The organism is Paraburkholderia sp. BR13439, from assembly GCF_040948805.1.
Lineage (GTDB): Bacteria > Pseudomonadota > Gammaproteobacteria > Burkholderiales > Burkholderiaceae > Paraburkholderia > Paraburkholderia youngii.
This window is the reverse complement of record NZ_JBFPKN010000004.1, coordinates 327,726-347,121: the sequence shown is the minus strand read 5'-3', so window position 1 is coordinate 347,121 and position 19,396 is coordinate 327,726. Positions and strand designations below refer to the sequence as shown.

At 64.8% G+C, this 19,396-nt stretch carries 17 protein-coding genes; 5 read left to right on the top strand and 12 right to left on the bottom strand.

The window, feature by feature from the left end:
* Positions 1-22 precede the first annotated feature (22 nt).
* Positions 23-1,993: an amylo-alpha-1,6-glucosidase gene (locus tag AB3X96_RS10855; RefSeq protein WP_368589706.1), complete on the bottom strand. Its 1,971-nt coding sequence runs from the start codon at positions 1,991-1,993 to the stop codon at positions 23-25.
* Between the two features lie 210 nt (positions 1,994-2,203).
* Here AB3X96_RS10855 and AB3X96_RS10850 point away from each other — a divergent pair, with 210 nt between their 5' ends.
* A complete protein-coding gene (locus tag AB3X96_RS10850) occupies positions 2,204-4,339 on the top strand; it encodes a phosphocholine-specific phospholipase C (protein ID WP_368589705.1) in 2,136 nt (711 codons plus the stop codon).
* 77 nt (positions 4,340-4,416) lie between these two features.
* On the opposite strand, the gene AB3X96_RS10845 is transcribed toward AB3X96_RS10850, so the two are convergent.
* The 3 genes from AB3X96_RS10845 to AB3X96_RS10835 form a co-directional block, all read right to left on the bottom strand.
* Positions 4,417-5,334 (bottom strand): dihydrodipicolinate synthase family protein, encoded by a 918-nt coding sequence (locus tag AB3X96_RS10845; protein WP_368589704.1) that lies wholly within the window; start codon positions 5,332-5,334, stop codon positions 4,417-4,419.
* Between the two features lie 324 nt (positions 5,335-5,658).
* Positions 5,659-6,774, bottom strand: coding sequence for a succinylglutamate desuccinylase/aspartoacylase family protein (locus AB3X96_RS10840; RefSeq protein ID WP_368589703.1), 1,116 nt, complete (start codon positions 6,772-6,774; stop codon positions 5,659-5,661).
* A 36-nt stretch (positions 6,775-6,810) separates the two neighbouring features.
* Positions 6,811-7,578: a transporter substrate-binding domain-containing protein gene (locus AB3X96_RS10835; protein WP_368589702.1), complete on the bottom strand. Its 768-nt coding sequence runs from the start codon at positions 7,576-7,578 to the stop codon at positions 6,811-6,813.
* A 114-nt stretch (positions 7,579-7,692) separates the two neighbouring features.
* On the opposite strand from AB3X96_RS10835, the gene AB3X96_RS10830 reads away from it, so the two are divergent.
* On the top strand, positions 7,693-8,613 hold the full coding sequence (locus AB3X96_RS10830; protein ID WP_368589815.1) for a LysR substrate-binding domain-containing protein: 921 nt from the start codon (positions 7,693-7,695) through the stop codon (positions 8,611-8,613).
* Positions 8,614-8,623: 10 nt separating this feature from the next.
* Here AB3X96_RS10830 and lysA read toward each other — a convergent pair whose 3' ends face one another.
* Complete coding sequence (gene lysA, locus AB3X96_RS10825) at positions 8,624-9,880, bottom strand: diaminopimelate decarboxylase (RefSeq protein WP_368589701.1); 1,257 nt, start codon at positions 9,878-9,880, stop codon at positions 8,624-8,626.
* A 119-nt stretch (positions 9,881-9,999) separates the two neighbouring features.
* Here lysA and AB3X96_RS10820 point away from each other — a divergent pair, with 119 nt between their 5' ends.
* Positions 10,000-10,938, top strand: a complete 939-nt coding sequence (locus tag AB3X96_RS10820) for a LysR family transcriptional regulator (protein WP_368589700.1) — start codon at positions 10,000-10,002, stop codon at positions 10,936-10,938.
* A gap of 215 nt (positions 10,939-11,153) precedes the next feature.
* Positions 11,154-12,008: an oxidoreductase gene (locus AB3X96_RS10815; RefSeq protein ID WP_368589699.1), complete on the top strand. Its 855-nt coding sequence runs from the start codon at positions 11,154-11,156 to the stop codon at positions 12,006-12,008.
* 33 nt (positions 12,009-12,041) lie between these two features.
* On the opposite strand, the gene AB3X96_RS10810 is transcribed toward AB3X96_RS10815, so the two are convergent.
* The 6 genes from AB3X96_RS10810 to AB3X96_RS10785 all read right to left on the bottom strand — a co-directional run bounded on the left by AB3X96_RS10810 (position 12,042) and on the right by AB3X96_RS10785 (position 17,531).
* Positions 12,042-12,476: a rubredoxin gene (locus AB3X96_RS10810; RefSeq protein WP_368589698.1), complete on the bottom strand. Its 435-nt coding sequence runs from the start codon at positions 12,474-12,476 to the stop codon at positions 12,042-12,044.
* A gap of 71 nt (positions 12,477-12,547) precedes the next feature.
* Positions 12,548-12,673 carry a hypothetical protein gene (locus tag AB3X96_RS10805; RefSeq protein WP_368589697.1) on the bottom strand — a complete coding sequence of 42 codons (126 nt, stop codon included), beginning with the start codon at positions 12,671-12,673 and terminating at the stop codon, positions 12,548-12,550.
* A gap of 230 nt (positions 12,674-12,903) precedes the next feature.
* Entirely contained in the window at positions 12,904-14,094 is a 1,191-nt protein-coding gene (locus AB3X96_RS10800) for a Rieske 2Fe-2S domain-containing protein (RefSeq protein ID WP_368589696.1), read from the bottom strand.
* Positions 14,095-14,318: 224 nt separating this feature from the next.
* The gene (locus tag AB3X96_RS10795) at positions 14,319-15,770 is read right to left on the bottom strand and encodes a glycosyltransferase (RefSeq protein ID WP_368589695.1); all 1,452 of its coding nucleotides are present in this window, start codon (positions 15,768-15,770) and stop codon (positions 14,319-14,321) included.
* Between the two features lie 63 nt (positions 15,771-15,833).
* Positions 15,834-16,433, bottom strand: coding sequence for a cytochrome b (locus tag AB3X96_RS10790; RefSeq protein ID WP_368589694.1), 600 nt, complete (start codon positions 16,431-16,433; stop codon positions 15,834-15,836).
* Between the two features lie 120 nt (positions 16,434-16,553).
* Entirely contained in the window at positions 16,554-17,531 is a 978-nt protein-coding gene (locus AB3X96_RS10785) for a LysR substrate-binding domain-containing protein (RefSeq protein WP_368589814.1), read from the bottom strand.
* Positions 17,532-17,710: 179 nt separating this feature from the next.
* Here AB3X96_RS10785 and AB3X96_RS10780 point away from each other — a divergent pair, with 179 nt between their 5' ends.
* Positions 17,711-18,694 (top strand): aldo/keto reductase, encoded by a 984-nt coding sequence (locus AB3X96_RS10780; protein WP_368589693.1) that lies wholly within the window; start codon positions 17,711-17,713, stop codon positions 18,692-18,694.
* Between the two features lie 21 nt (positions 18,695-18,715).
* Here AB3X96_RS10780 and AB3X96_RS10775 read toward each other — a convergent pair whose 3' ends face one another.
* A complete protein-coding gene (locus AB3X96_RS10775; protein WP_368589692.1) occupies positions 18,716-19,381 on the bottom strand; it encodes a TetR/AcrR family transcriptional regulator in 666 nt (221 codons plus the stop codon).
* Between the last annotated feature and the right edge of the window lie 15 nt (positions 19,382-19,396).

The following is a 19,396-nucleotide window of genomic DNA, read 5'->3' as shown; positions in this document are numbered from 1 at the left end:
GGACCCAACATCGTAGCGCGGTTTACGCCCCGTCGCGCTCGAATCGGGCAAGCAGACTTTCGACGCGCAGCATTTCACCGAGCGACCATGCCTGGAACGGCGTGCCGGCGGGCGCGTACGGCGCGTCGCCGTCGGCGATCTCGGACAGGTGGTCCAGGCCCGCGTGATCGAGATGCGCGTACAGCGGGGCGAGAAAACGCCTCCTCGCCTGTGTGAGATTCGTGGCGCTTGCGCCATTCACTCGCAGCCACGCATCGACGAACGGGCCGATCAGCCACACCCACACGGTGCCCTGATGATAAGCGCCGTCGCGTTCGAGCGGCGCGCCGCCGTAGTGGCCACGATAGGCCGGATCGGAAGGCGCGAGCGAGCGCAGGCCGAGCGGCGTCAGCAATTGCGCTTCGACCTGAGCCACGACCGCGCGCGCCGCCGCGCCTTCGAGCAGCGGAAACGGCAGGCCACCGATCGCGAAGATCTGGTTCGGCCGGATCGAGCGGTCGACCGTGCCCGGCACATGATCGACGTCGACGTTATCGAACAGCGTCTGCGTGGCCGGATCGACGAAGCGCCGGTGAAATGCGAGCGCCGCGCGCTCGGCAGCCTGCCGCCACTGCGGGTTCCATGCCGACGCGATTCGCAGTGCGTTGATCCATAGCGCCTGCACTTCGACCGGCTTGCCGATGCGCGGCGTGACGATCCAGTCGCCGACTTTCGCGTCCATCCAGGTCAGTTGCACGCCGGGGATGCCGGCGCGCAGCAGACCGTCGTCGGGACAGCAGCCGATGTTAAAGCGCGTGCCGTTCGTGTAGCCGGTCAGGATCGTTTCGGCGGCTTGCTGCAGATGCGAGCGCGTCCGCGCGCTTGCATGAGGCGTAGCCAGAAAGTCGTGAACGGCGACGATGAACCATAGCGACGCATCGACCGAGTTGTATTCGGGCGCGTCGCCGTAGTCGGGGAAGCGGTTCGGCAGCATGCCGTCGGACAGCGTGCCCGACCATTCGAGCAGGATCGCTTCGGCGTCGTCGAGACGGTTCGACGCGATCAGCAGGCCGCGCATCGCGATGAAGGTGTCGCGGCCCCAGTCGGTGAACCACGGAAAGCCCGCGAGGATCGTGCGGCCTTCGTTGCGCGTGACGACATAGGCGTCGGCCGAGCGTTGCAGGCGCGAGCCGAGTGCGGCCCGGCGTCGTTGTTCGGTGTCGGCGAGTTGGGAGGCGCGGGCGGTGGTCCGGGGATTGTCGTTGGTGCTCTGGGTGGCGGCCGTGCTCGCTGCACTCAGAATCATCACCGCTTCGCCCTCGGCGAGATCGAAGCTGAACACGCCGGGCGCCGCGAGGTCTTCGCTGCAATCGAGACCGCGCTCCTGCTCGCGCACGTAGCAGAAGTTGCGATACCAATCGGGCGCATGCGTATAGGTGCCGTTCGTCGCCGCCCGCACGACCGGCAGTCCGCCATAAGGCTGCCAGTTCGCGCACGATTGATCGGCGTTGACCTGCGCGCCGAAGTCGAAGGCCGGATTCTCGTGATGCAGCGCGTGATAATCGCGGCCCGACAACAGCGGTCTGACCTTCAGCACGGGCGCATCGAGTTCGCCGCCTTCGAGCCGCCAGCGCAATACCGTTTCGCACGTCGCTTTGCTGACGAACACGTCGGCGATCATCGCAGTATGCGTATCGAGTTGAACGCGCCAAGTCGGCCACGGCGCGGTATCGAAACCGAGCAGGTTGCCGCGCAGATCCGGATAGATCAGGTCAGGCCCATAGCGTTGCATGGTCAACGGGAAACGCTCGCCGCCCGCCTCCACCCACGCCTCGATGCCGTTGACGAGCACCATGCGCCCGCCCGGCGCGCGCGTCGCGGCTAGCAGCAGAGCATGGTAGCGGCGCGTGCGCAACATACCGACCGTGCCCGACGCAAAGCCGCCGAAGCCGTCGGCTTCGAGCCATTCGTCTTCGAGTCGAGAGATGTCGATGGGTGGATCGATGCGAGTCATTGAATCGTGCTCATACGCAAATCGGAATGCAGCAAACATAGCGCAGATGGCAGCGCCATGAACATCGATCTTCCCAATACTTTCCATTTTCTTTCGATCAACCGACGACTGGCCCGCAACTGATCGGCAAGAGCAACGCGTCACCGACGGCGAAACACCCCAACGGCGCGTTCACCCGCTATTCTTCCTGTACGCAGAAGGTGATATTCGATGACATCAACTAGCCGTCGCCGTTTCCTGCAAACCGTGGCTTCATCCGCAGGCGCCGCCGCCGCGATGACCGCATTGCCCCAGTCGATCCGCAACGCGCTGGCAGTGCCCGCGTTTTCGCGCACGGGCACGATTCGCGATGTCGAGCACATCGTCGTGTTCATGCAGGAGAATCGCTCGTTCGACCACTACTTCGGTCATTTGCGCGGCGTGCGCGGCTACAACGACCGCTTCCCGATCCCGCTGCCGAGCGGCCTGCCGGTGTGGAATCAGCCGTCGAAGGAAGACCCGGCGAGGCCGGTGCTGCCGTTCCACCTGAACACCGCGACGACGAGCGCGCAGTGCGTCGGCGAACTCGACCACACGTGGTACAAGACCCATTCCGCGATCGACGGCGGCCGCCACGACCAGTGGCCCGCCAACAAGACCGACATGACGATGGGCTACCACCTGCGTAGCGACATCCCGTTCCACTACGCGCTCGCCGACGCGTTCACGATCTGCGATGCGTACTTCTGCTCGCTGCCGGGACCGACGCACCCTAACCGCGCGTATCTGATGACCGGCATGGTCGACCCGAGCGGCACGCTGGGCGGCCCGCTGCTCGACAACAACGATTGGGCGGACGGCGATCGTCCGCCGAACTATCAGTTGCTGTCATGGACCACGTATCCGGAGCGTCTGCAGGCAGCGGGCATTTCATGGCAGATCTATCAACAGGGCACGACGGGCTTCGATCCGCTGTACGGCAACTACGGCACCAACGTCCTGCAGAACTTCACGAACTTCATCAACGCGCGGCCGGGTTCGCCGCTCCACGAGCGCGCGCAAACCGTGCGCACGATCGACGACCTGAAGGCCGACGTGCTCGCGAACCGGCTGCCGCAGGTCTCGTGGCTGTGCCCGCCGGCCGCGTATTCGGAGCATCCGCGCTACACGCCCGCGTACGGCGCCGAATACACGTCGCAGATTCTCGACGCGCTGACGTCGAACCCCGAAATGTGGAGCAAGACCGTGCTCTTCATCATGTACGACGAGAACGACGGTTTCTTCGATCACCTCGTGCCGCCGCAACCGCCGACGAAGTCCGCGCAGGGCAAGTCGACGGTGACGACCGACGGCGAGATCCACGACGTCGTTAATCCGCTGCGCGGCGGCAGCTACAGCGCCGACGGCTGTCCGTATGGCCTCGGACCGCGCGTGCCGATGACGATCGTGTCGCCGTGGACCAAGGGCGGCTTCGTATGCTCGCAAGTGTTCGATCACACGTCAGTGATCCGCTTCATCGAAACGCGCTTCGGCGTGCATGAGCCGAACATCACGGCATGGCGTCGCGCGGTGTGCGGCGACCTGACCACCGCGTTCGACTTCCGCACGCCGGATTCGAAGATGCCGACGCTGCCGGATACCAAAAGCTACGTGGACATGGCCGACAACCAGTGCAGGACGCAATCGAAGCCGACCGTGCCGACGACGCCGACTCCGGTCGAAGCGCAGGAAGCGGGCATCCGCTTCGCGCGCGCGTTGCCGTATGAACTGCATGCGAACGGCACGGCGAATGTGGGCAACAACACGTTCGAAATCACGCTCGGCAATACCGGCGAGCAGGGCGCGCACTTCTACGTGTACGCGACGAATCGCGCCGACGGTCCGTGGCGCTACACGGTCGAAGCGGGCAAGTCGCTCAGCGATACGTTCGACCTGAGCGCGACGAACGGCGTGTATGCGTTTGACGTGTTCGGCCCGAACGGCTTCGTGCGCAAGTTCGCGGGCCACACGCTGGCGAGTGCGCAGAATGGACACGGCAACGACAAGCCGGCTCAGCCTGAAGTGACCGCGCGATACGGCGTCGCGAATGGCAACGTGTTCCTGAAGTTCACCAACAGCGGTGGTGGCATCGCGCATCTGACGGTGATCGACAACGCATACGGCGCGCGGCCGCGCACCGTGGTCGTGCCCGCCAATGCGCGTATCGAAGAAGGCTGGGTGCTTGCGTCGAGCCATCACTGGTACGACCTGACGGTGACGAGCAGCGACGACGCACGCTTCTCGCGCCGCTTTGCCGGTCACGTCGAGAACGGCCGGCCGAGTATCAGCGATCCGGCTGCGGTTGCGCCGGTGCTGACGGCGAGTTGATGTCTGCGCTCGCGGTTGGGTTCGGCATCCTGTTCCCCCTACCAGGCGGACAGGATGCCGATGTCTTTCAGGCGTTCTTAAAGACCAACGTCCGGCAGCGTCGGACGCGTAGCGAGCGCCTTTGCGACGATTTCTTTGACTTCGGCGAGCGTATCGCCTTGCAGCGCGAGGCGTGGCGGACGCGTGACGGCGCTGCCGCGCCCGAGCAGTTCCTCGCATAGCTTGATGCATTGCACGAGGTCGGGGCGCGCGTCGAGGTGCAACAGCGGCATGAACCAGCTATACAGCGCCAACGCTTCATCGAAGCGCTTTTGGGTGGCGAGGCGAAACAGCGTCTCGCCTTCCTTCGGGAACGCGTTCGACATGCCCGACACCCAGCCTTCCGCACCGACCGCGATGCTTTCGACCACCACGTCGTCGAGGCCGGCGAACAGCACGAAGCGGTCGCCCACCGCGTTGCGCAGATCGATGAAGCGCCGCGTATCGCCCGACGAATCCTTGAAGCAGACAATGTTCTCGCAGTCCTGCAGCGCGATCAGCACGTCCGGCGTCACGTCGTTCTTGTAGATCGGCGGGTTGTTGTAGATCATCACCGGCAGGTCGGTGCTGGTCGCGACCGAGCGGAAATGCGCGGCGGTTTCGTGCGGCTTCGCGGAATAGACGAGCGCCGGCATCACCATCACGCCGTCGACGCCGGCACGCGCGGCTTCACGCACCGTCTGCCGTGCAAACTCGGTCGTGAACTCGGCGACGCCCGCGACGACCGGCACCTTGCCGCGGGACGCGTCACGCGCGGCCTCGATCACCTGCAGTTTTTCCGACGTGCTCAGCGAAGTGTTTTCGCCAACCGTGCCGCAGACCACCAGACCCGACACGCCGTCCTTGACGAGATTGCTGACCACGCGGTGCGTCGCGTCGATGTCGAGCGAGAAATCCGGCTTGAACTGGGTGCTGACGGCGGGAAACACCCCGCTCCATTGGATAGCCTTGCTCACTTTATCCGTCTCCTTCAAAAAGCCGGCCGCGCCGACACACGTTGAGTATGACGACGAGTATCGACCTTTGTCCGGAAGCGGGCTTGGGCTTTTTCGCGGCTGAAAGAGATTAAATCCGCACAGTCGGCGAGACGCGGAATGGCCGCGTCGGATCGCGCCATCCAACTTCACGGCAACGCGGCTGCGGCGCATGTGGGCGCCGTCGCGCGAGGCGTTGACGCGGTCCTGGATGCCGAGTCCGGCATAGCGGCATGCGATGCGTCGTAACTCGTGCCGCCGGCGCGGAGGCGGTGCGACGAAGAGCGCGGGCCCTCTGTCAATCGATCAGGCGCCCAGCAACACGCCCGTTCTGATCGGCCGCGTGCCGGTCACGCGACCGAGCGGCGCACCGGCCGTCACGAAACGGATCGCGCGTCGCATATACAGCACCCCTTCGGTCTGGCTCGCGATCGTGGTCGTCTCGTCGGTCAGCGGATCGACGATATCGAACAGCGGCTGGCCGACGCGGATCGTGTCGCCGATCTTCGCGCGGTGCACGAGAATCCCGCTTACCGGCGCATAGAACTGCTCGCTGCCCGCGAGCGGCGTCGCCGGCGACAGAAGCGGCGGCAACGGCTTGGCCTCACCGCGAATCGCACCGCGCCACACCAGATAGTCGACGAGCGCGTCGGCATCCTGCTGCGCGACTTCGTAAGACACGTCGCGCTGGCCGCGGCATTCGACCGTCACCGCGATCGACCCGGTCGGCACCGGCTTGCTCGCCGGCATCTGCTGCTGCAACTTCCACCACAGCAGGCTGTGCGTTTCGTCGAACGCGCCACCGCCCGAATCCGTCGCGAGCAACGAGGCCTCGGCGCCGAGGTAGCGCGACAGCGGCTCGAACTCGGCCCACGCGGCCTCGCTCGTGTACACATGCATCGCAGCTTCGAGCGAGCAATGCAGATCGATCACGACGTCCGCGTCGCATGACAGCTTCAGCAGCGCCAGTTGCAGCGACTCGAATTCGGTCAACGGCTTCTGTCGCGCGAGTTCGGCCGTGAGCAGTGCGCGCACGATGCGGCGGTTCGCGTTCGCGTCGGCTCCCAGCGCCTCCTTTGCATCCTCGACGAGCTTCGTGAACTGCACGAAATGCCGGTTGAAGTTCTTGCCGCTGCCGAGATCGAAGCGGCCGACGAACTGACCGAGCACGTATTGACTGAGCCCGACCGGATTCGACACCGGCACGAGCACGATTTCCGCATTCAGCGCGCCGGCCTGTTCGAGGTCCAGCAATCTCCGCTTCAACAGCACCGTGGTCAGCATCGACGGCGTTTCGTCGGCATGCAGCGACGCCTGGATGTAGATCTTCTGCCCGCTATTGGCCGGGCCGAGATGAAACGACACCAGCTCGCGGTGCGTGCCGATAGCCGGCGACAGAAGCGGAATCGATTGCCTGTTCATGAAGGGAAAGCCGTGAAGAAAAGTTGGAAACCTCGATCAATTGCCGTACGGATCGAAGTCGAAGTACTTCTTCGCAATCTGCGCATAGGTGCCGTCCTGGCGCATCGACGCGATCGCCGCGTTGATCGATGCCTGCACTTCGGTTTCATCCTTGCGCAAGCCGATGCCGACGCCGCGATCGCCCATCGAAAGCGGCTCGCCGACAAACGCGAAGCCCTTGCCCGCCGGCGTACGCAGGAAGCCGTAATCGGCCTCGACGGTGCCGAGCAACGCGCCGTCGAGCCTCCCGTTGCGCAGATCGGCGAACACCTCGTCCTGGCTCTTGTAGGCGACCACGTTCGCGCCGAGCGGCGTCCAGTTCTCCAGCGCGTAGCCCTCGAACTGCGTGCCCGACTGCACGCCGATCTGCTTGCCGGCAAGTCCGCTCGCCGTAGGCGCGAGCGATGAGCCTTGCCGCGCGATCAGCCGCGACTTGAACTGGAACAGCTTCGACGAAAACAGGATCTGCTGCTCGCGCTTTTCGGTGATCGCCATCGACGACATCACCGCGTCGATCTTGCGTGCCTGCAGCGCCGGAATCATGCCCGAAAACTCGAGTTCGACCCACTGGCAGTGCGCGTGGATGCGCCGGCAAATCTCGTTGCCGAGATCGACGTCGAAGCCCTTCAGACTGCCGTCGGGTGCCTTCGAGTCCATTGGCGGATAGGTCGGGTCGATGCCGAGGCGCAACGTGTTGGCGTCAGCGGCGAACGCGCCGCTGCTGAAAGCCAGCGCGGCGCAAAGAGTCATCAGCGAAGTTTTCATGGACGGCGACGGGAGCGGATCAGGACAGCGCGATCGTAAGCTGCCGCCGCGCCTCAAAGAAGTCCCGTTCGGACTATCATGATCACTTTTACCGATCACCAGTCCCTGACGCCAATGGCATTGACGATTTCGCAGTTGCGCGCATTCACGGCGGTCGCCGAGCATGGCAGCATCCGCGCGGCATCGCGCGCGCTCGGCATTGCGCAAAGCGGCATCACGCAGCAGTTGCAGAACCTAGAATCGATGCTCGGCGCGACGTTGTTCACGCGCACCAATCGCGGCATTGCGCTGACCGCGCTGGGCCAGCGGCTGCTCCAGCGGGCCGGCGCGATCCTCGGTGAATGCGAGCGGGCCGAGGAGGACGTACGTCAGTTGCGCGGCGACTACGTGGGCGAGGTCACGTTCGGCATGACGACCGAGCCGCTCGTCGACGCGTTCGCGCCGGTGCTGATGGAGTTTCGCACACGCTTCGAGCGCGTCGCCGTGCATCTGCGCACGGGCACGTCGCGCATGATGATTTCGTGGATCCGTGAAGGCACGTTGGATTTCGCCGTCGCGCTCGTCTCGAAGCAGACCGATACCGCCGATCTGTCGGTCACGCCACTCTATCCGTCCGACCCGGTGATCGTGTGCCGGCGCGGTCATCCGAAGGCGGGTGCGAAGTCTCTGGCCGAGCTCGTCGATTGCACGTGGGTGACGACGCGCTCGCCGAATCTCACCGAGGAGCCGCACGTCAACCGCTTGAGTCATCTGTTCGACAGCCACGGTTTGCCGCCGCCGAAAATCGTCGCGACCGTCGAGGGCTTATACGAGACGTTGCATCTGGTAGGCGCGACGGATTGCCTGTCGCTCGAATCGTCGGTCATTACGAAGCGGGGACCGTTCGCGGACATGCTGACGACGATCCCGGTGCGCGAGCGCGCGTTGCAGCAAAACGTCTGTCTGCTGCAACGCGCGGCGATTCCGCTGACGCCAGCCGCGCAGGAGTTCGCGACGATGATCGCGTCGTACACGCGCACGGTGCGGGCGCGTTGAGCCTTGAACTTCAACCCGCCGTTTCTTCGAGCGCGATCAATTCTTCGATGCGTTGCCTGCGCCGGATCAGCCGCGCATTGCCGCGCTCGATCAGCACCTCGGGAGCAAGCGGCCGGCTGTTGTAGTTCGATGACATCGACGCGCCGTACGCGCCCGCATCATGAAACACGAGCAGGTCGCCCACTTGAGGCGCGGGCATCGAGCGGCTCGTCACGACACCGCCTTCCGCCTGCGTAAACACGTCGCCGGCCTCGCACAACGGCCCCGCTACGCTGAACGAGCCGACCGGTGCATCGCTCGGCGTGCCGTCGCGCCTAAGCACGCTGATCTCGTGATGACTGCCGTAGAACGACGGCCGCACGAGGTCGTTGAAGCCCGCGTCGAGCAATGCGAATTGCCGCGACGGCCGCCGGTTCAGCGCGTGCACTTCGGCAACCAGCACCCCCGCCTGCGCGACCAGAAAGCGCCCCGGTTCGATTTCGAGCCGCACACGATGCCCAACCTGTGCTTCGATGCGCCGCCGAGTATCGTCCCACAGCCGGAAATAATGCGCGGTATCGACGCTAGGCTCGCCATCGCGATACGGAACCGACAAACCACCACCCGCGGAAATCGCCTCGATATCCTGATCGAGTTGCGACACTCCATCGACCATCGCGTCGCAAACTTTCGCGAGATGCGCGTAATCGACACCGGAGCCGATATGCATGTGCAGCCCGACGAGCTTCAGCCGATAGCGCCGCACCAGTTCGAGCGCGCGTGGCAGGTCATCGCGCCAGATGCCGTGCTTGCTGTGCTCGCCGCCGGTGTTGGTCTTGCTGCTGTGGCCGTGACCGAAGCCGGGATTGATCCGCAGCCACACGCGATGGCCTTCGCTCGCATGTCGTCCGAACCGTTCGAGCATGTCGAGCGAGCCGGCGTTGACCGTGATCCGCTCGTGGAGCACGGTGGCTAGCGTCGCGTGGTCGAGCACGTCGGCGGTAAATACCACGCCTTCGGGTGCGTCGTGCGACATAGGTTGAGTCGCAAACCCCGCCGCAAAACTGCGCGCCAGTTCGCCTGAAGAGACTGCATCGACCATCACGCCTTCGTCGCGCATCAGCTTCAGGATGTGCACGTTCGAACAGGCCTTCTGCGCGTAGCGGATCGTGTCGAAGCTGCGCAACTGCCCGATGCGCTGGCGGATCGCGTCGGCGTCGTACACCCATAGCGGCGTGCCGTGCTGGCGCGCGAGATCGGCGAGTTGATGAGGGTTGAATGGCGTCATGGTCGGTTGCATGTCGAAGCTTTGCGAAAGCGTTAGCCGACATGATGAGCCGCGGCGATCATTCAGTAAAATACCAATCTATCGCTGATCTATTCACTTCTGATATATCCCGAACCACAATGGCGCTCACGCACCGGCACATCGAAATCTTCCGCGCGCTGATGACAGCCGGCAGTGTCACCAAGGCAGCCGAGATGCTGTTCACGTCGCAGCCCACTGTGAGCCGCGAACTGGCGCGCATGGAACAGAGCATCGGCTTCGCATTGTTCGAGCGCGCGCAGGGCCGGCTGCGTCCAACGCAATCCGCGCTGACGCTGTTCGACGAGATTCAGCGCGCGTATGTCGGGCTCGAGCGCGTCGCGTCGACGGCGGCCGCGCTGCGCGAATTCAAGGGCGGCCAGTTGTCCGTGATCGCGCTGCCGGTGTTTTCGCAGTCGATCCTGCCGGGCGCCGTCAAACGCTTTCACGATGCGCAGCCGGGTGTCAGCGTATCGATCGCGACGCAGGAGTCGCCGTTTCTCGAAGAATGGCTGACCGCGCAGCGCTACGACCTCGGCCTCACCGAGCACGACGCGCCGCCGCCCGGCACGCGGCTCACGCCGCTGATCGCCGTCGATGAAGTGTGCGTGCTGCCCGACGCTCACCCGCTGCTCGCGAAACGCGTGATCGCGTTGAAAGACTTCGCTGATCAGGCGTTCATCAGCCTGTCCGCCAACGATCCGTACCGGCTGCAGATCGACGAAGCGTTCGCGCGGGCTGGCATCGCGCGCCGCCTGCTGATCGAAACGCCGACCGCGGTGTCGGTGTGCAGCTTCGTGCGGCAACGGCTCGGCATCGCGATCGTCAATCCGCTGACCGCGCTCGATTTCGCGGGCCGCAATCTGCATATCCGGCCGCTCGCGCTATCGCTGCCTTTTCGCGTCAGCGTGATCCGTCCCGAGCACCGGCCCGCGCATCCGCTCGCGGACACGTTCGTCGGCGCGCTGCAAAGCGAAGCCGCCGCGCTGCGATTACAATTGAAACGTCACACCAGCCCCACGCGGTCCTCGCAGTCATAGCAGTCACGGCGGCGCCCGTCGTCATCACCCGGCGAATCCGCGCAGCAGCACGCGCGCTCACGCGGGCCACCGCCCGAACCGTCCGCCGCGCGAACCGGGCACGCTTCAAGCTGACATCACCCGCATACCGATTGCCGACGCGCCGCGCGTTCGCGCCGCATCGGCGCGCCGTTTTCGAGTCCTCACGTCATAGACCCTCAACAGGAGTGTTCCACATGATGAATCGAGACAATCCCGTCTGGCTGATCACAGGCTGTTCCACCGGCTTCGGCCGCGAGCTCGCGAAGCTCGTGCTCGAACGCGGCTGGCGCGCGGTCGTCACCGCGCGCGATGCATCGAAAGTGAAGGACATCGCCCAGGGGCACGGCGAGCGCGCGCTGGTGCTGCCGCTCGACGTGACCAATCGCGCGCAGATCGAAACCGTGGTCGCGCAGGCAAAGCGCCATTTCGGCCGCATCGACGCGCTCGTCAACAACGCGGGCTACGGTTATCTGGCCGCGATCGAGGAAGGCGACGACAGCGAAGTCCGCGCGATGTTCGAGACCAACGTGTTCGGTCTCATCGACATCACGAAGGCCGTGCTGCCGATCATGCGCGAGCAGCGCAGCGGTTTGATCGTCAACGTGTCGTCGATCGGCGGCATTGCGAGTTTCGCGGCGACCGGCTTTTATCATGCGACCAAGTACGCGGTCGAGGGGCTGTCGGAATCGCTCGCGCTGGAAGTGAAGCCGCTCGGCATCGGCGTGCTGATCGTCGAGCCGGGGCCGTTCCGCACCAACTGGGCGGGGCCGTCGATCAAGCAGTCGGCGACGCTGATCGACGACTACGCGTCGACCGCCGGCGAGCGCCGCAAGCAGACCGAAGCGCGCAGCGGCAAGCAGGCCGGCGACCCGGTGCGCGCCGCGCAGGCGATCATCGATGCGGCGTTGTCGGACACGCCGCCGCTGCGTCTGCTGCTCGGCAAGGCCGCGCTCGATCTCGCGTACAAGAAGCTCGATTTCATGCGCGGCGATTTCGACACATGGCGAGCGACGACCGAGGGCGCGGACTATCCGGAACGGACGGCGTAGAGCAGGTTTATCAGGCGAGCCTCGGCGCGCCCCTTAAAACTCCACCAACGCAAAATCGTCCTTGCCCACATCGCACAGCGGGCAGCGCCAGTCGGCCGGCACATCGGCCCAGCGCGTGCCCGGCGCGATGCCCTCTTCCGGCACACCGGCGGCTTCGTCGTAGACCCAGCCGCAGATCACGCAGACCCATTGCTTGAACTCCTCGGCCGTGGCGGCGTTCGCGGCCGACGGCGCATCGGGCGTAGCGGACGCGGCGGCATCCGCCGCGTTCGTGCGCGCCGTCGCATCGAGGCTCACGACGAGCGGCGCGACCGTGCCGCTACCGGTTCCCGCGAGCCGCGCCTGCAAGCTGTCGAGCAGGCGCTGCGCTTCGTCGTGGGTCAGATCGATCCAGTACGGATCGCCGGCGCCATCGTTGAGCCGCTCGGGGGAAAACTGGATTTCTACGGCTACGCCCTTTTTGTACATGGCAATCGGAATCTCGAGAAAGCCGGCGACGCGCGCCGGCGAAAGGCTGCCCGCGCGACGCGGGCGCTGCTTCAGTGCGCCTGTACCAGCACGTTCAGCGCGTACGACGCGATCAGGCCCGCGGCGCCGATCAGGCCAAGCAGTTGCAGCAGAGTGAGGGATTTACGCGAGGCGGCGGGGGTTTGTTGCGTGGTCACGAGCGAGTCTTGAAGTTTGGAAAAAGCGCAATGGTACACGGGTGCGGACGCGACGAATGTCGATTGGCGCAAACTCGCGAGCAATAACAGTACCGTGCGACATTATCGCCGCTTGCACGCCGCGCATTGTCTACCGTGCTGAGATGGATTAATTCCCAGCAGAGGAGAAAGCCGTGGCGGGACGGGTTGCGCCGCGCCGGTGAACACACCCGCGCCGCGCCGCGCTGCGTTCAGGTCTTCGCGAGCGGATTGCCGTGACGCGAATCCCAGAAGCGGATCACCGAGGTATCGCCAGTGCCCGCGCCGACCACCTGGTCCGGCGCGCCGCACTCGCGCAGCAGCGCGCGCAGGTCGTTGATGACCGGGAACACCTCGTGATTCCAGTCGGCTCCCTGCGAATCGTGGGCGCGCTGCTCCGCCTCGACGATCTCGCGATCCTCCTTGAAAATACGCTCGGTGAACCAAACGAGCAGCGGCCATGCGAGATTCATCACGCCCGGAATGCCGGGCTTGCGGATCGACAGCAGCCCGAAGGTTCGGTTGGTGCGCTGCTCGCGATCGAGCGGCACATAGACGATCCACAGGTCCATCACCAGCGTCTTGTCGTCGTTGCGGATCTGCAGGGTCTGGTATGGGTATTCGGTGCGGATCGTCATCACGTCTTTATGGTTGAAGCCACCGGTCTTGCGTCTCTCGCCGAACACCATCGCTTCGCCAATCGGCTGCTGGCCCGCCATCCGCGCGAACGTATAGTCGATCTCGACCCAGCCCTCACCGCGCCGCCGCCCGAGCGAACGCGCGCGCATCTGCCCCATCTGGCGCCGATGCAGGAACTGGTGATTCATGTCCATCAGGTTCTCGTGCATGAACGAATAATGACACTTGACCGGACGGCCGAAGCGGCGCGTCTTGTACTTCGGGTTCGACACCGAGCAAAAGCCCGGCAGCGGCCGTTCCTCGGCGAGCGCAGCATCGCCGGGAAACACGAAGATCAGTCCCTCCACTTCCTGACACGGATATGAGCGCACGCCGTTCGGCAGACGCTCGCGGCCGAGGTAGGGCACATCGATGCAGGTGCCCGAACAGTCATAGGTCCAGCCGTGATAGCCGCAGCGAATCGATTCGCCGTCGACCACGCCCTGATGCAGCGGCACCTGCCGATGCGCACAGCGATCTTCGAGCGCGAACACCTTGCCGCTCTCGGTGCGCGCGAGCACGATCGGATCGCCGGCGAAGGTCACGCCGAGCGTCTTGCCGCGCTTCACTTCATGCGACCACGCGAGCGGATACCAGTAATCGGGATGAATGGCGACGCGGCGCAGATCACGCACCGGCGCGTCGTGAGTGGCTTGAGCAGGCGCGGCGGCAAGCGCGGCGCCGGCGATTTCCTGTTCCTGTTCTAGCGGGGGAACTGCATGCATAGGTCAAGCCTCCGTGCACGAGCGGATAGAAGGTTGCCGCGCTGCATGGCAGTGCGGCATCTTTACCAGTCTACTTGATGCAGCCGCCGCATGGCACTGTGGCGGGCATGCGCGATGCGTCGCAGCACACATTGCGCATCAGCCGCATCGGCGTGAAGGTCTACCTTTACCACACCCGCCCTACAGAAACATTGACCTGGGTTATGAGCTGTCCATCGACGTGCTCAATCGTCGTCGCGAGCGACGAGCCCGGTGCGCCGTTGCACGCCCCATGCGCGGCCGCCGCGCAAAAAGTGCAGCCAGCCGAGCGCGGCGCCCAGATGACGCGCGAGCTGGAACGTGAACGGCTCGGCGACGGCCGCGAGCATCGCCATGCCGAGGCTGTTGCCGCTGCGCTCGCCGGTCCAGCGCCGGTACAAATGGATGCTCCAAAGGTAAAACGCCAGATCGATCGCCGTTTTCAGACCGATCACGCTGAAGATCGACACGACGATCGCGCCATGTCCGCCGAATAGAAAACCGAGTAGCAATGCGAATGCCGTGAGGCCGTAGATCGGCTGCATCGTGTCGACCGCCTTGATCGGCAGCATCAGCATCCCGAGCGTGCCGTAGCGCGGATTGCCGGTCATGTCGCGGTTCCAGTACTGCGTCTGCAGGAAGCCCGCGAACCAGCGGCGACGCTGGCGCAGAAAGCTTGCGAGGGTGTCGGGCGCATCGGTGCGCGCATGCGCTTCGCCGACCACGCGCACGTCCCAGCCGAGCTCGTGATCGACCGAATAGCGGCGCAGCCGGTGAATCAGCTCGTAGTCCTCGACCAGACACTGCGGATCGAAGCCGCCGACCGCGACAAGCGCATCGCGGCGGAACGACGCGAATGCGCCCGAGATCAGCAGCAGGCTGTCCGCACGCATCCACGCGAAACGCGCGATGAAGTTGCGCATGTACTCGTAGGTCTGGAACCACTGGAACACGCGGCCCGACAGCGACTTGCCGCAGACCGGCACGAGAATGCCCGCCGCCGCGACGAGCGACGGTTCGCTCGCGAACGCGGCGCGCATCGCGTAGGTGGCGTCGTCGTCGAGCAGCGTGTCGGCGTCGACGGTCATCACGGTGTCGGTCGTCATCACAGTGATCGCGGCGTTCAGCGCGCGCGCCTTGCCGCCGTGCGGCACGCGCAGCCAGAACAGATTCGGATGCAGCGAACTCGGCGCGCTCAGCACGCCTTCGGCGGCGGGCGTGAGGCCGAAGCGTTGCGTGAGCAGGTCGGCAGTGGCGTCGGTGGAGCCGTCGTCGGCGATCACGATCTGCGCCGGGCCGTGCGTTTGCCTCAGCAGCGCTGCGAGCGTCACCGGCAACACGGTGGCCTCGTTATGCGACGCGACGATGACACCCATGCCCGGCAGTTCGCGCCGTTCGTAGTCGGCTTCGAGCGGCGCCGCGCGGCGCGTGAGCGGCAACGATTTCCACGTGACGAACGCGAGCAGCAACGTGTCATAGACGACATACGCAATCCCTGTGGACCACGCAAGCGCACCGCGCAGAAAGAACGCGCGCGCGAACAGCAGCGCCCACAGCACGACGACGCTGGAATGGATCAGCGTGCTCCAAAGCGTCGCGCGACGCGGCAGGATGCGTGGTGACGCGGCCGCGAGTGCCTGTTCGAGGGTCTTCTTCAAAGCGAATATTTCAGGTTGGAGCTGGTGGCGGTTGGTTGATGAAACCGTGTTCGTGCCGCGGCTTTACGGCTTCATGCGCTTCAACACCGATTTGCGATCGAGCCATTCATGCTTGAGCGCGCCGCCGATATGCATCGCCAGCAACGCATAAAGCGTATAGGCGAGCCACGTATGCAGCGCGCCGAAGCGATCGTGCAATGTCTCCTTCAGCGTCGGGTCGAGGTGCATCACATAGCCGATACGCGGCCATTGGAACAGGCCGAACCACTGCATCGGATGCGTGGCCGCGTCCTTCCACGCGGAATCGTGCAGCCAGCCGGACAGCGGCAACGCAATCATCAGCAAATACAGCGCGAAGTGCGCGAGATGCGCGGCCATCTTTTCCCACGACGGAAACTCGCGCGGCAACGGCGGCGGCTTGTGCGACAGGCGCCACAGAATGCGCAGCAGCGCGAGCCCGAGCACCGTGATGCCGACCGATTTGTGCGTGTCGATCACAGGACGCACCCAGTCGTCGGGAAGCGAATCAGCGGACAGCGCGAGCACGACGTTGACGATCATCAGCAACGCGATCAGCCAGTGCAATGTCATCGCGGTGCGCGTGTAACGCGGCGGGTAAGTCGCATCGGTCGAATCGGCCAGGGAGTTCGCTTGGGTGTTCATAGGGGTTCCGTTCACGAAGGCGATGAAAGGCGCGAAAGATGTTTGAAAATCGACGCTGCCGGTATCAGGCAAACGCCCAAGTTTGCCGTCTTATTCCGCAAAGCGCTTAACGTGCATGTTTCAGTTTGTTTCGGGCTTTTGATTTCGCGCACCAACTCGTTTCACGGGATGACGCGGGTCCTTGTTCCGCTCATCGCTCAACTGCCGCTCGCCCCAAGCGCGCACTGCTTCGGCGAACAAACGCAGCGCGGTCGGCGGATGACGGTTGGCCGGGTAGTACAGGCACAAGCCCGCGAAGGTCGGGCTCCACTCCGGCAGCAACTGCACGAGCCGGCCGCTCGCGACGTGTTCGGCCACATGGTCGAGCGGCACCCAGGCGATGCCGATGCCGGCCAGCGCCGCTTCGACCATCAGGTTCACATTGCCGAGCGTCATCGGTCCATCGACGTCGAGGCTCGCGCTCTTGCCGCGATGCGTGAGGTCCCAGCGATACAGCGTGCCGCTTTCAAAGCGAAAGCGAATGCAACGGTGCCGCATCAGATCGTGCGGCGCCTTGGGGGCGGGATGACGCGCGAGATACTCGGGCGACGCGGCCGCCACCAGACGCATGTCGCGCCCGAAGCGGACCGCGATCATGTCGCGCGGCACGTCCTCGAGCACGCGGATGCCCGCATCGAATCCTTCGGCGACGATATCGACGAGCCTCGAATCGACCACGAACTCGACGTGAATCTCCGGATAGCGCGCGAAGAAATCGGGCAGCACATGCCGCACGAGCTGTTTCGCGGACGCCTCCGAAGCGCTGATGCGGATCGTGCCCGACGGCCGGTTGCGCGCGGCCGTGACTTCCCCGACCGCGTCGTCGAGATCCGCCAGCGCCGGACGCACGCGCCGTAGCAATTGCTCGCCAGCTTCCGTCAACGCGACCGAACGCGTGGTGCGATTGAAGAGCCGCACGTCGAGACGCGACTCCATGTTGCGCATTGCGTGACTCAACGCCGACGGCGACAGCCCGAGCACGCGCGCGGCGGCGCTGAAGCTGCGCTGCTCGGCGATCGTGATGAAGGCGGTCAGTTCGGTAAGGCCCGCGCGCGGCAGTCGGGAATTCGCCATTTGTGAATTCAATTCAATACGTCATGCAAGTATAGAGATATTGTTGAGCCGAACACAGCAACCTAAACTCGCTTCCAGTGCCACGACTCGCGTGGCTCGTGTCGCATTCAAAGCGTCGTGGTCCCGGCAGCAGCCGGGGCCGGGCGCATCAACTGGAGCATCGTATGCAAACACGTCAACTCGGTAAAAGCGGCCTCGAAGTATCCGCGCTCGGCCTCGGCTGCATGGGCCTGAGCTTCGGCTACGGCCCTGCCACCGAAAAAGCGGCCGGCATCGAACTGATCCGCGCGGCCTTCGAGCAAGGCGTCACGTTCTTCGATACCGCCGAGGTCTATGGTCCGTTTGTGAACGAAGAGCTGGTCGGCGAAGCGGTCGCGCCGTTTCGCGATCAGGTGGTGATCGCGACCAAGTTCGGCTTTCAGGACGGCGACACCAAAAAGCCGCTCAACAGCCGGCCCGAAAACATTCGCGCTGTCGCCGAGGCCGCGTTGAAGCGTCTGAAAACCGACCGCATCGATCTGTTCTATCAGCATCGGGTCGATCCGAACGTGCCGATCGAGGACGTCGCCGGTGCGGTGAAAGATCTGATCGCCGCAGGCAAGGTCGGGCACTTCGGCCTGTCCGAAGCGGGCGTGGAGTCGATCCGCCGCGCACACGCGGTGCAGCCGGTCGCGGCGTTGCAAAGCGAGTATTCGCTGTGGTGGCGCGAGCCCGAAGCCAGCGTGCTGCCGACGCTCGAAGAACTCGGTATCGGCTTCGTGCCGTTCAGCCCGCTCGGCAAGGGCTTTCTGACCGGCGCGATCGACGAACGCACGACCTTCGACAAGAGCGATTTCCGCAATATCGCGCCGCGCTTCTCCGAAGAGAACCGCAAGGCGAATGCCGCGCTCGTCGAGGTGCTCGGGCGGATCGCGGACGGCAAAGGCACGACGCGCGCGCAGATCGCGCTAGCGTGGCTGCTCGCGCAGAAGCCATGGATCGTGCCGATTCCGGGCACGACGAAGCTCCCTCGCCTCGCGGAGAACGTCGGCGCCGCCAGTGTCGTGCTGACGCCGGCGGATCTCGCCGACATCGAAGCGGCGCTCGAGCAGATCAAGGTGGTGGGCGAGCGCTATCCGGCGCAGCTTCAGCGGTTCATCAACCGCTAGGCGGTGCGCGGTCGCGGCGCTTCAGGTTTTGGACCTGTGCCGCGGTTTGCCTGGCTTTTTGCCCGGCGCCCCGCAGATCAGCGCGACGCCAGCCTGCGCCGTCGCGCGCAGCGACTCGCACGAGTCGCCCGCGCGCGAGCGCAGCGCGAGAGTATGCAGAATCGCCGATGCGACTTTGGCGAGCAGCGCGGGACTCGCGGCCGCATCGAGTTCGCCTTGCGCTTGCGCGCGTTCGAACCGTCGCTCGAACTCCGCATCGAACGTGGCAAGTCCGTGCGCGAGCTTGTCACGTACTTGCGCATCCGCTCTCGACTCCACCGCCGCCGTGCCGATCAGAAAGCACCCGCGCGCCACCTCGCCCGGTGGAAAGTAGAGCGCGAGCGAGCCTTCATATACGGCCAGCAACGCCTCGGCGAGCGGCCGGTCACCATGCAGCGCGGCTTGCATCGCATCGCGGCCAAACGCGATGTAGCGATCGAGCGTGTCGAGATACAGCGCGTGCTTGTCGCCGAAGGCGCCGTACAGGCTCGGCCGGTTCATGCCGGTCGCCTCGCTCAACGCGTCGAGCGACGTGCCCGAGTAGCCGCCATGCCAGAACGCGTCGCGCGCATCGTTCAGGGCCTGTTGCGAATCGTAGCTACGCGGTCGTCCGCGCGAGCGTTTTTCCGTTTTTGTACCGGTATGCATAAAATTCTCTGGCGT

Excerpts from the sequence above, each read along its gene's own strand:
- lysA (WP_368589701.1), bottom strand. The coding sequence starts at position 9,880 with ATGACGCCATTCAACCCTCATCAACTCGCCGATCTCGCGCGCCAGCAC.
- AB3X96_RS10855 (WP_368589706.1), bottom strand. The coding sequence starts at position 1,993 with ATGACTCGCATCGATCCACCCATCGACATCTCTCGACTCGAAGACGAA.
- AB3X96_RS10850 (WP_368589705.1), top strand. The coding sequence starts at position 2,204 with ATGACATCAACTAGCCGTCGCCGTTTCCTGCAAACCGTGGCTTCATCC.
- AB3X96_RS10840 (WP_368589703.1), bottom strand. The coding sequence starts at position 6,774 with ATGAACAGGCAATCGATTCCGCTTCTGTCGCCGGCTATCGGCACGCAC.
- AB3X96_RS10835 (WP_368589702.1), bottom strand. The coding sequence starts at position 7,578 with ATGAAAACTTCGCTGATGACTCTTTGCGCCGCGCTGGCTTTCAGCAGC.
- AB3X96_RS10800 (WP_368589696.1), bottom strand. The coding sequence starts at position 14,094 with ATGCATGCAGTTCCCCCGCTAGAACAGGAACAGGAAATCGCCGGCGCC.
- AB3X96_RS10775 (WP_368589692.1), bottom strand. The coding sequence starts at position 19,381 with ATGCATACCGGTACAAAAACGGAAAAACGCTCGCGCGGACGACCGCGT.
- AB3X96_RS10810 (WP_368589698.1), bottom strand. The coding sequence starts at position 12,476 with ATGTACAAAAAGGGCGTAGCCGTAGAAATCCAGTTTTCCCCCGAGCGG.
- AB3X96_RS10790 (WP_368589694.1), bottom strand. The coding sequence starts at position 16,433 with ATGAACACCCAAGCGAACTCCCTGGCCGATTCGACCGATGCGACTTAC.
- AB3X96_RS10780 (WP_368589693.1), top strand. The coding sequence starts at position 17,711 with ATGCAAACACGTCAACTCGGTAAAAGCGGCCTCGAAGTATCCGCGCTC.
- AB3X96_RS10815 (WP_368589699.1), top strand. The coding sequence starts at position 11,154 with ATGATGAATCGAGACAATCCCGTCTGGCTGATCACAGGCTGTTCCACC.
- AB3X96_RS10820 (WP_368589700.1), top strand. The coding sequence starts at position 10,000 with ATGGCGCTCACGCACCGGCACATCGAAATCTTCCGCGCGCTGATGACA.
- AB3X96_RS10830 (WP_368589815.1), top strand. The coding sequence starts at position 7,693 with ATGGCATTGACGATTTCGCAGTTGCGCGCATTCACGGCGGTCGCCGAG.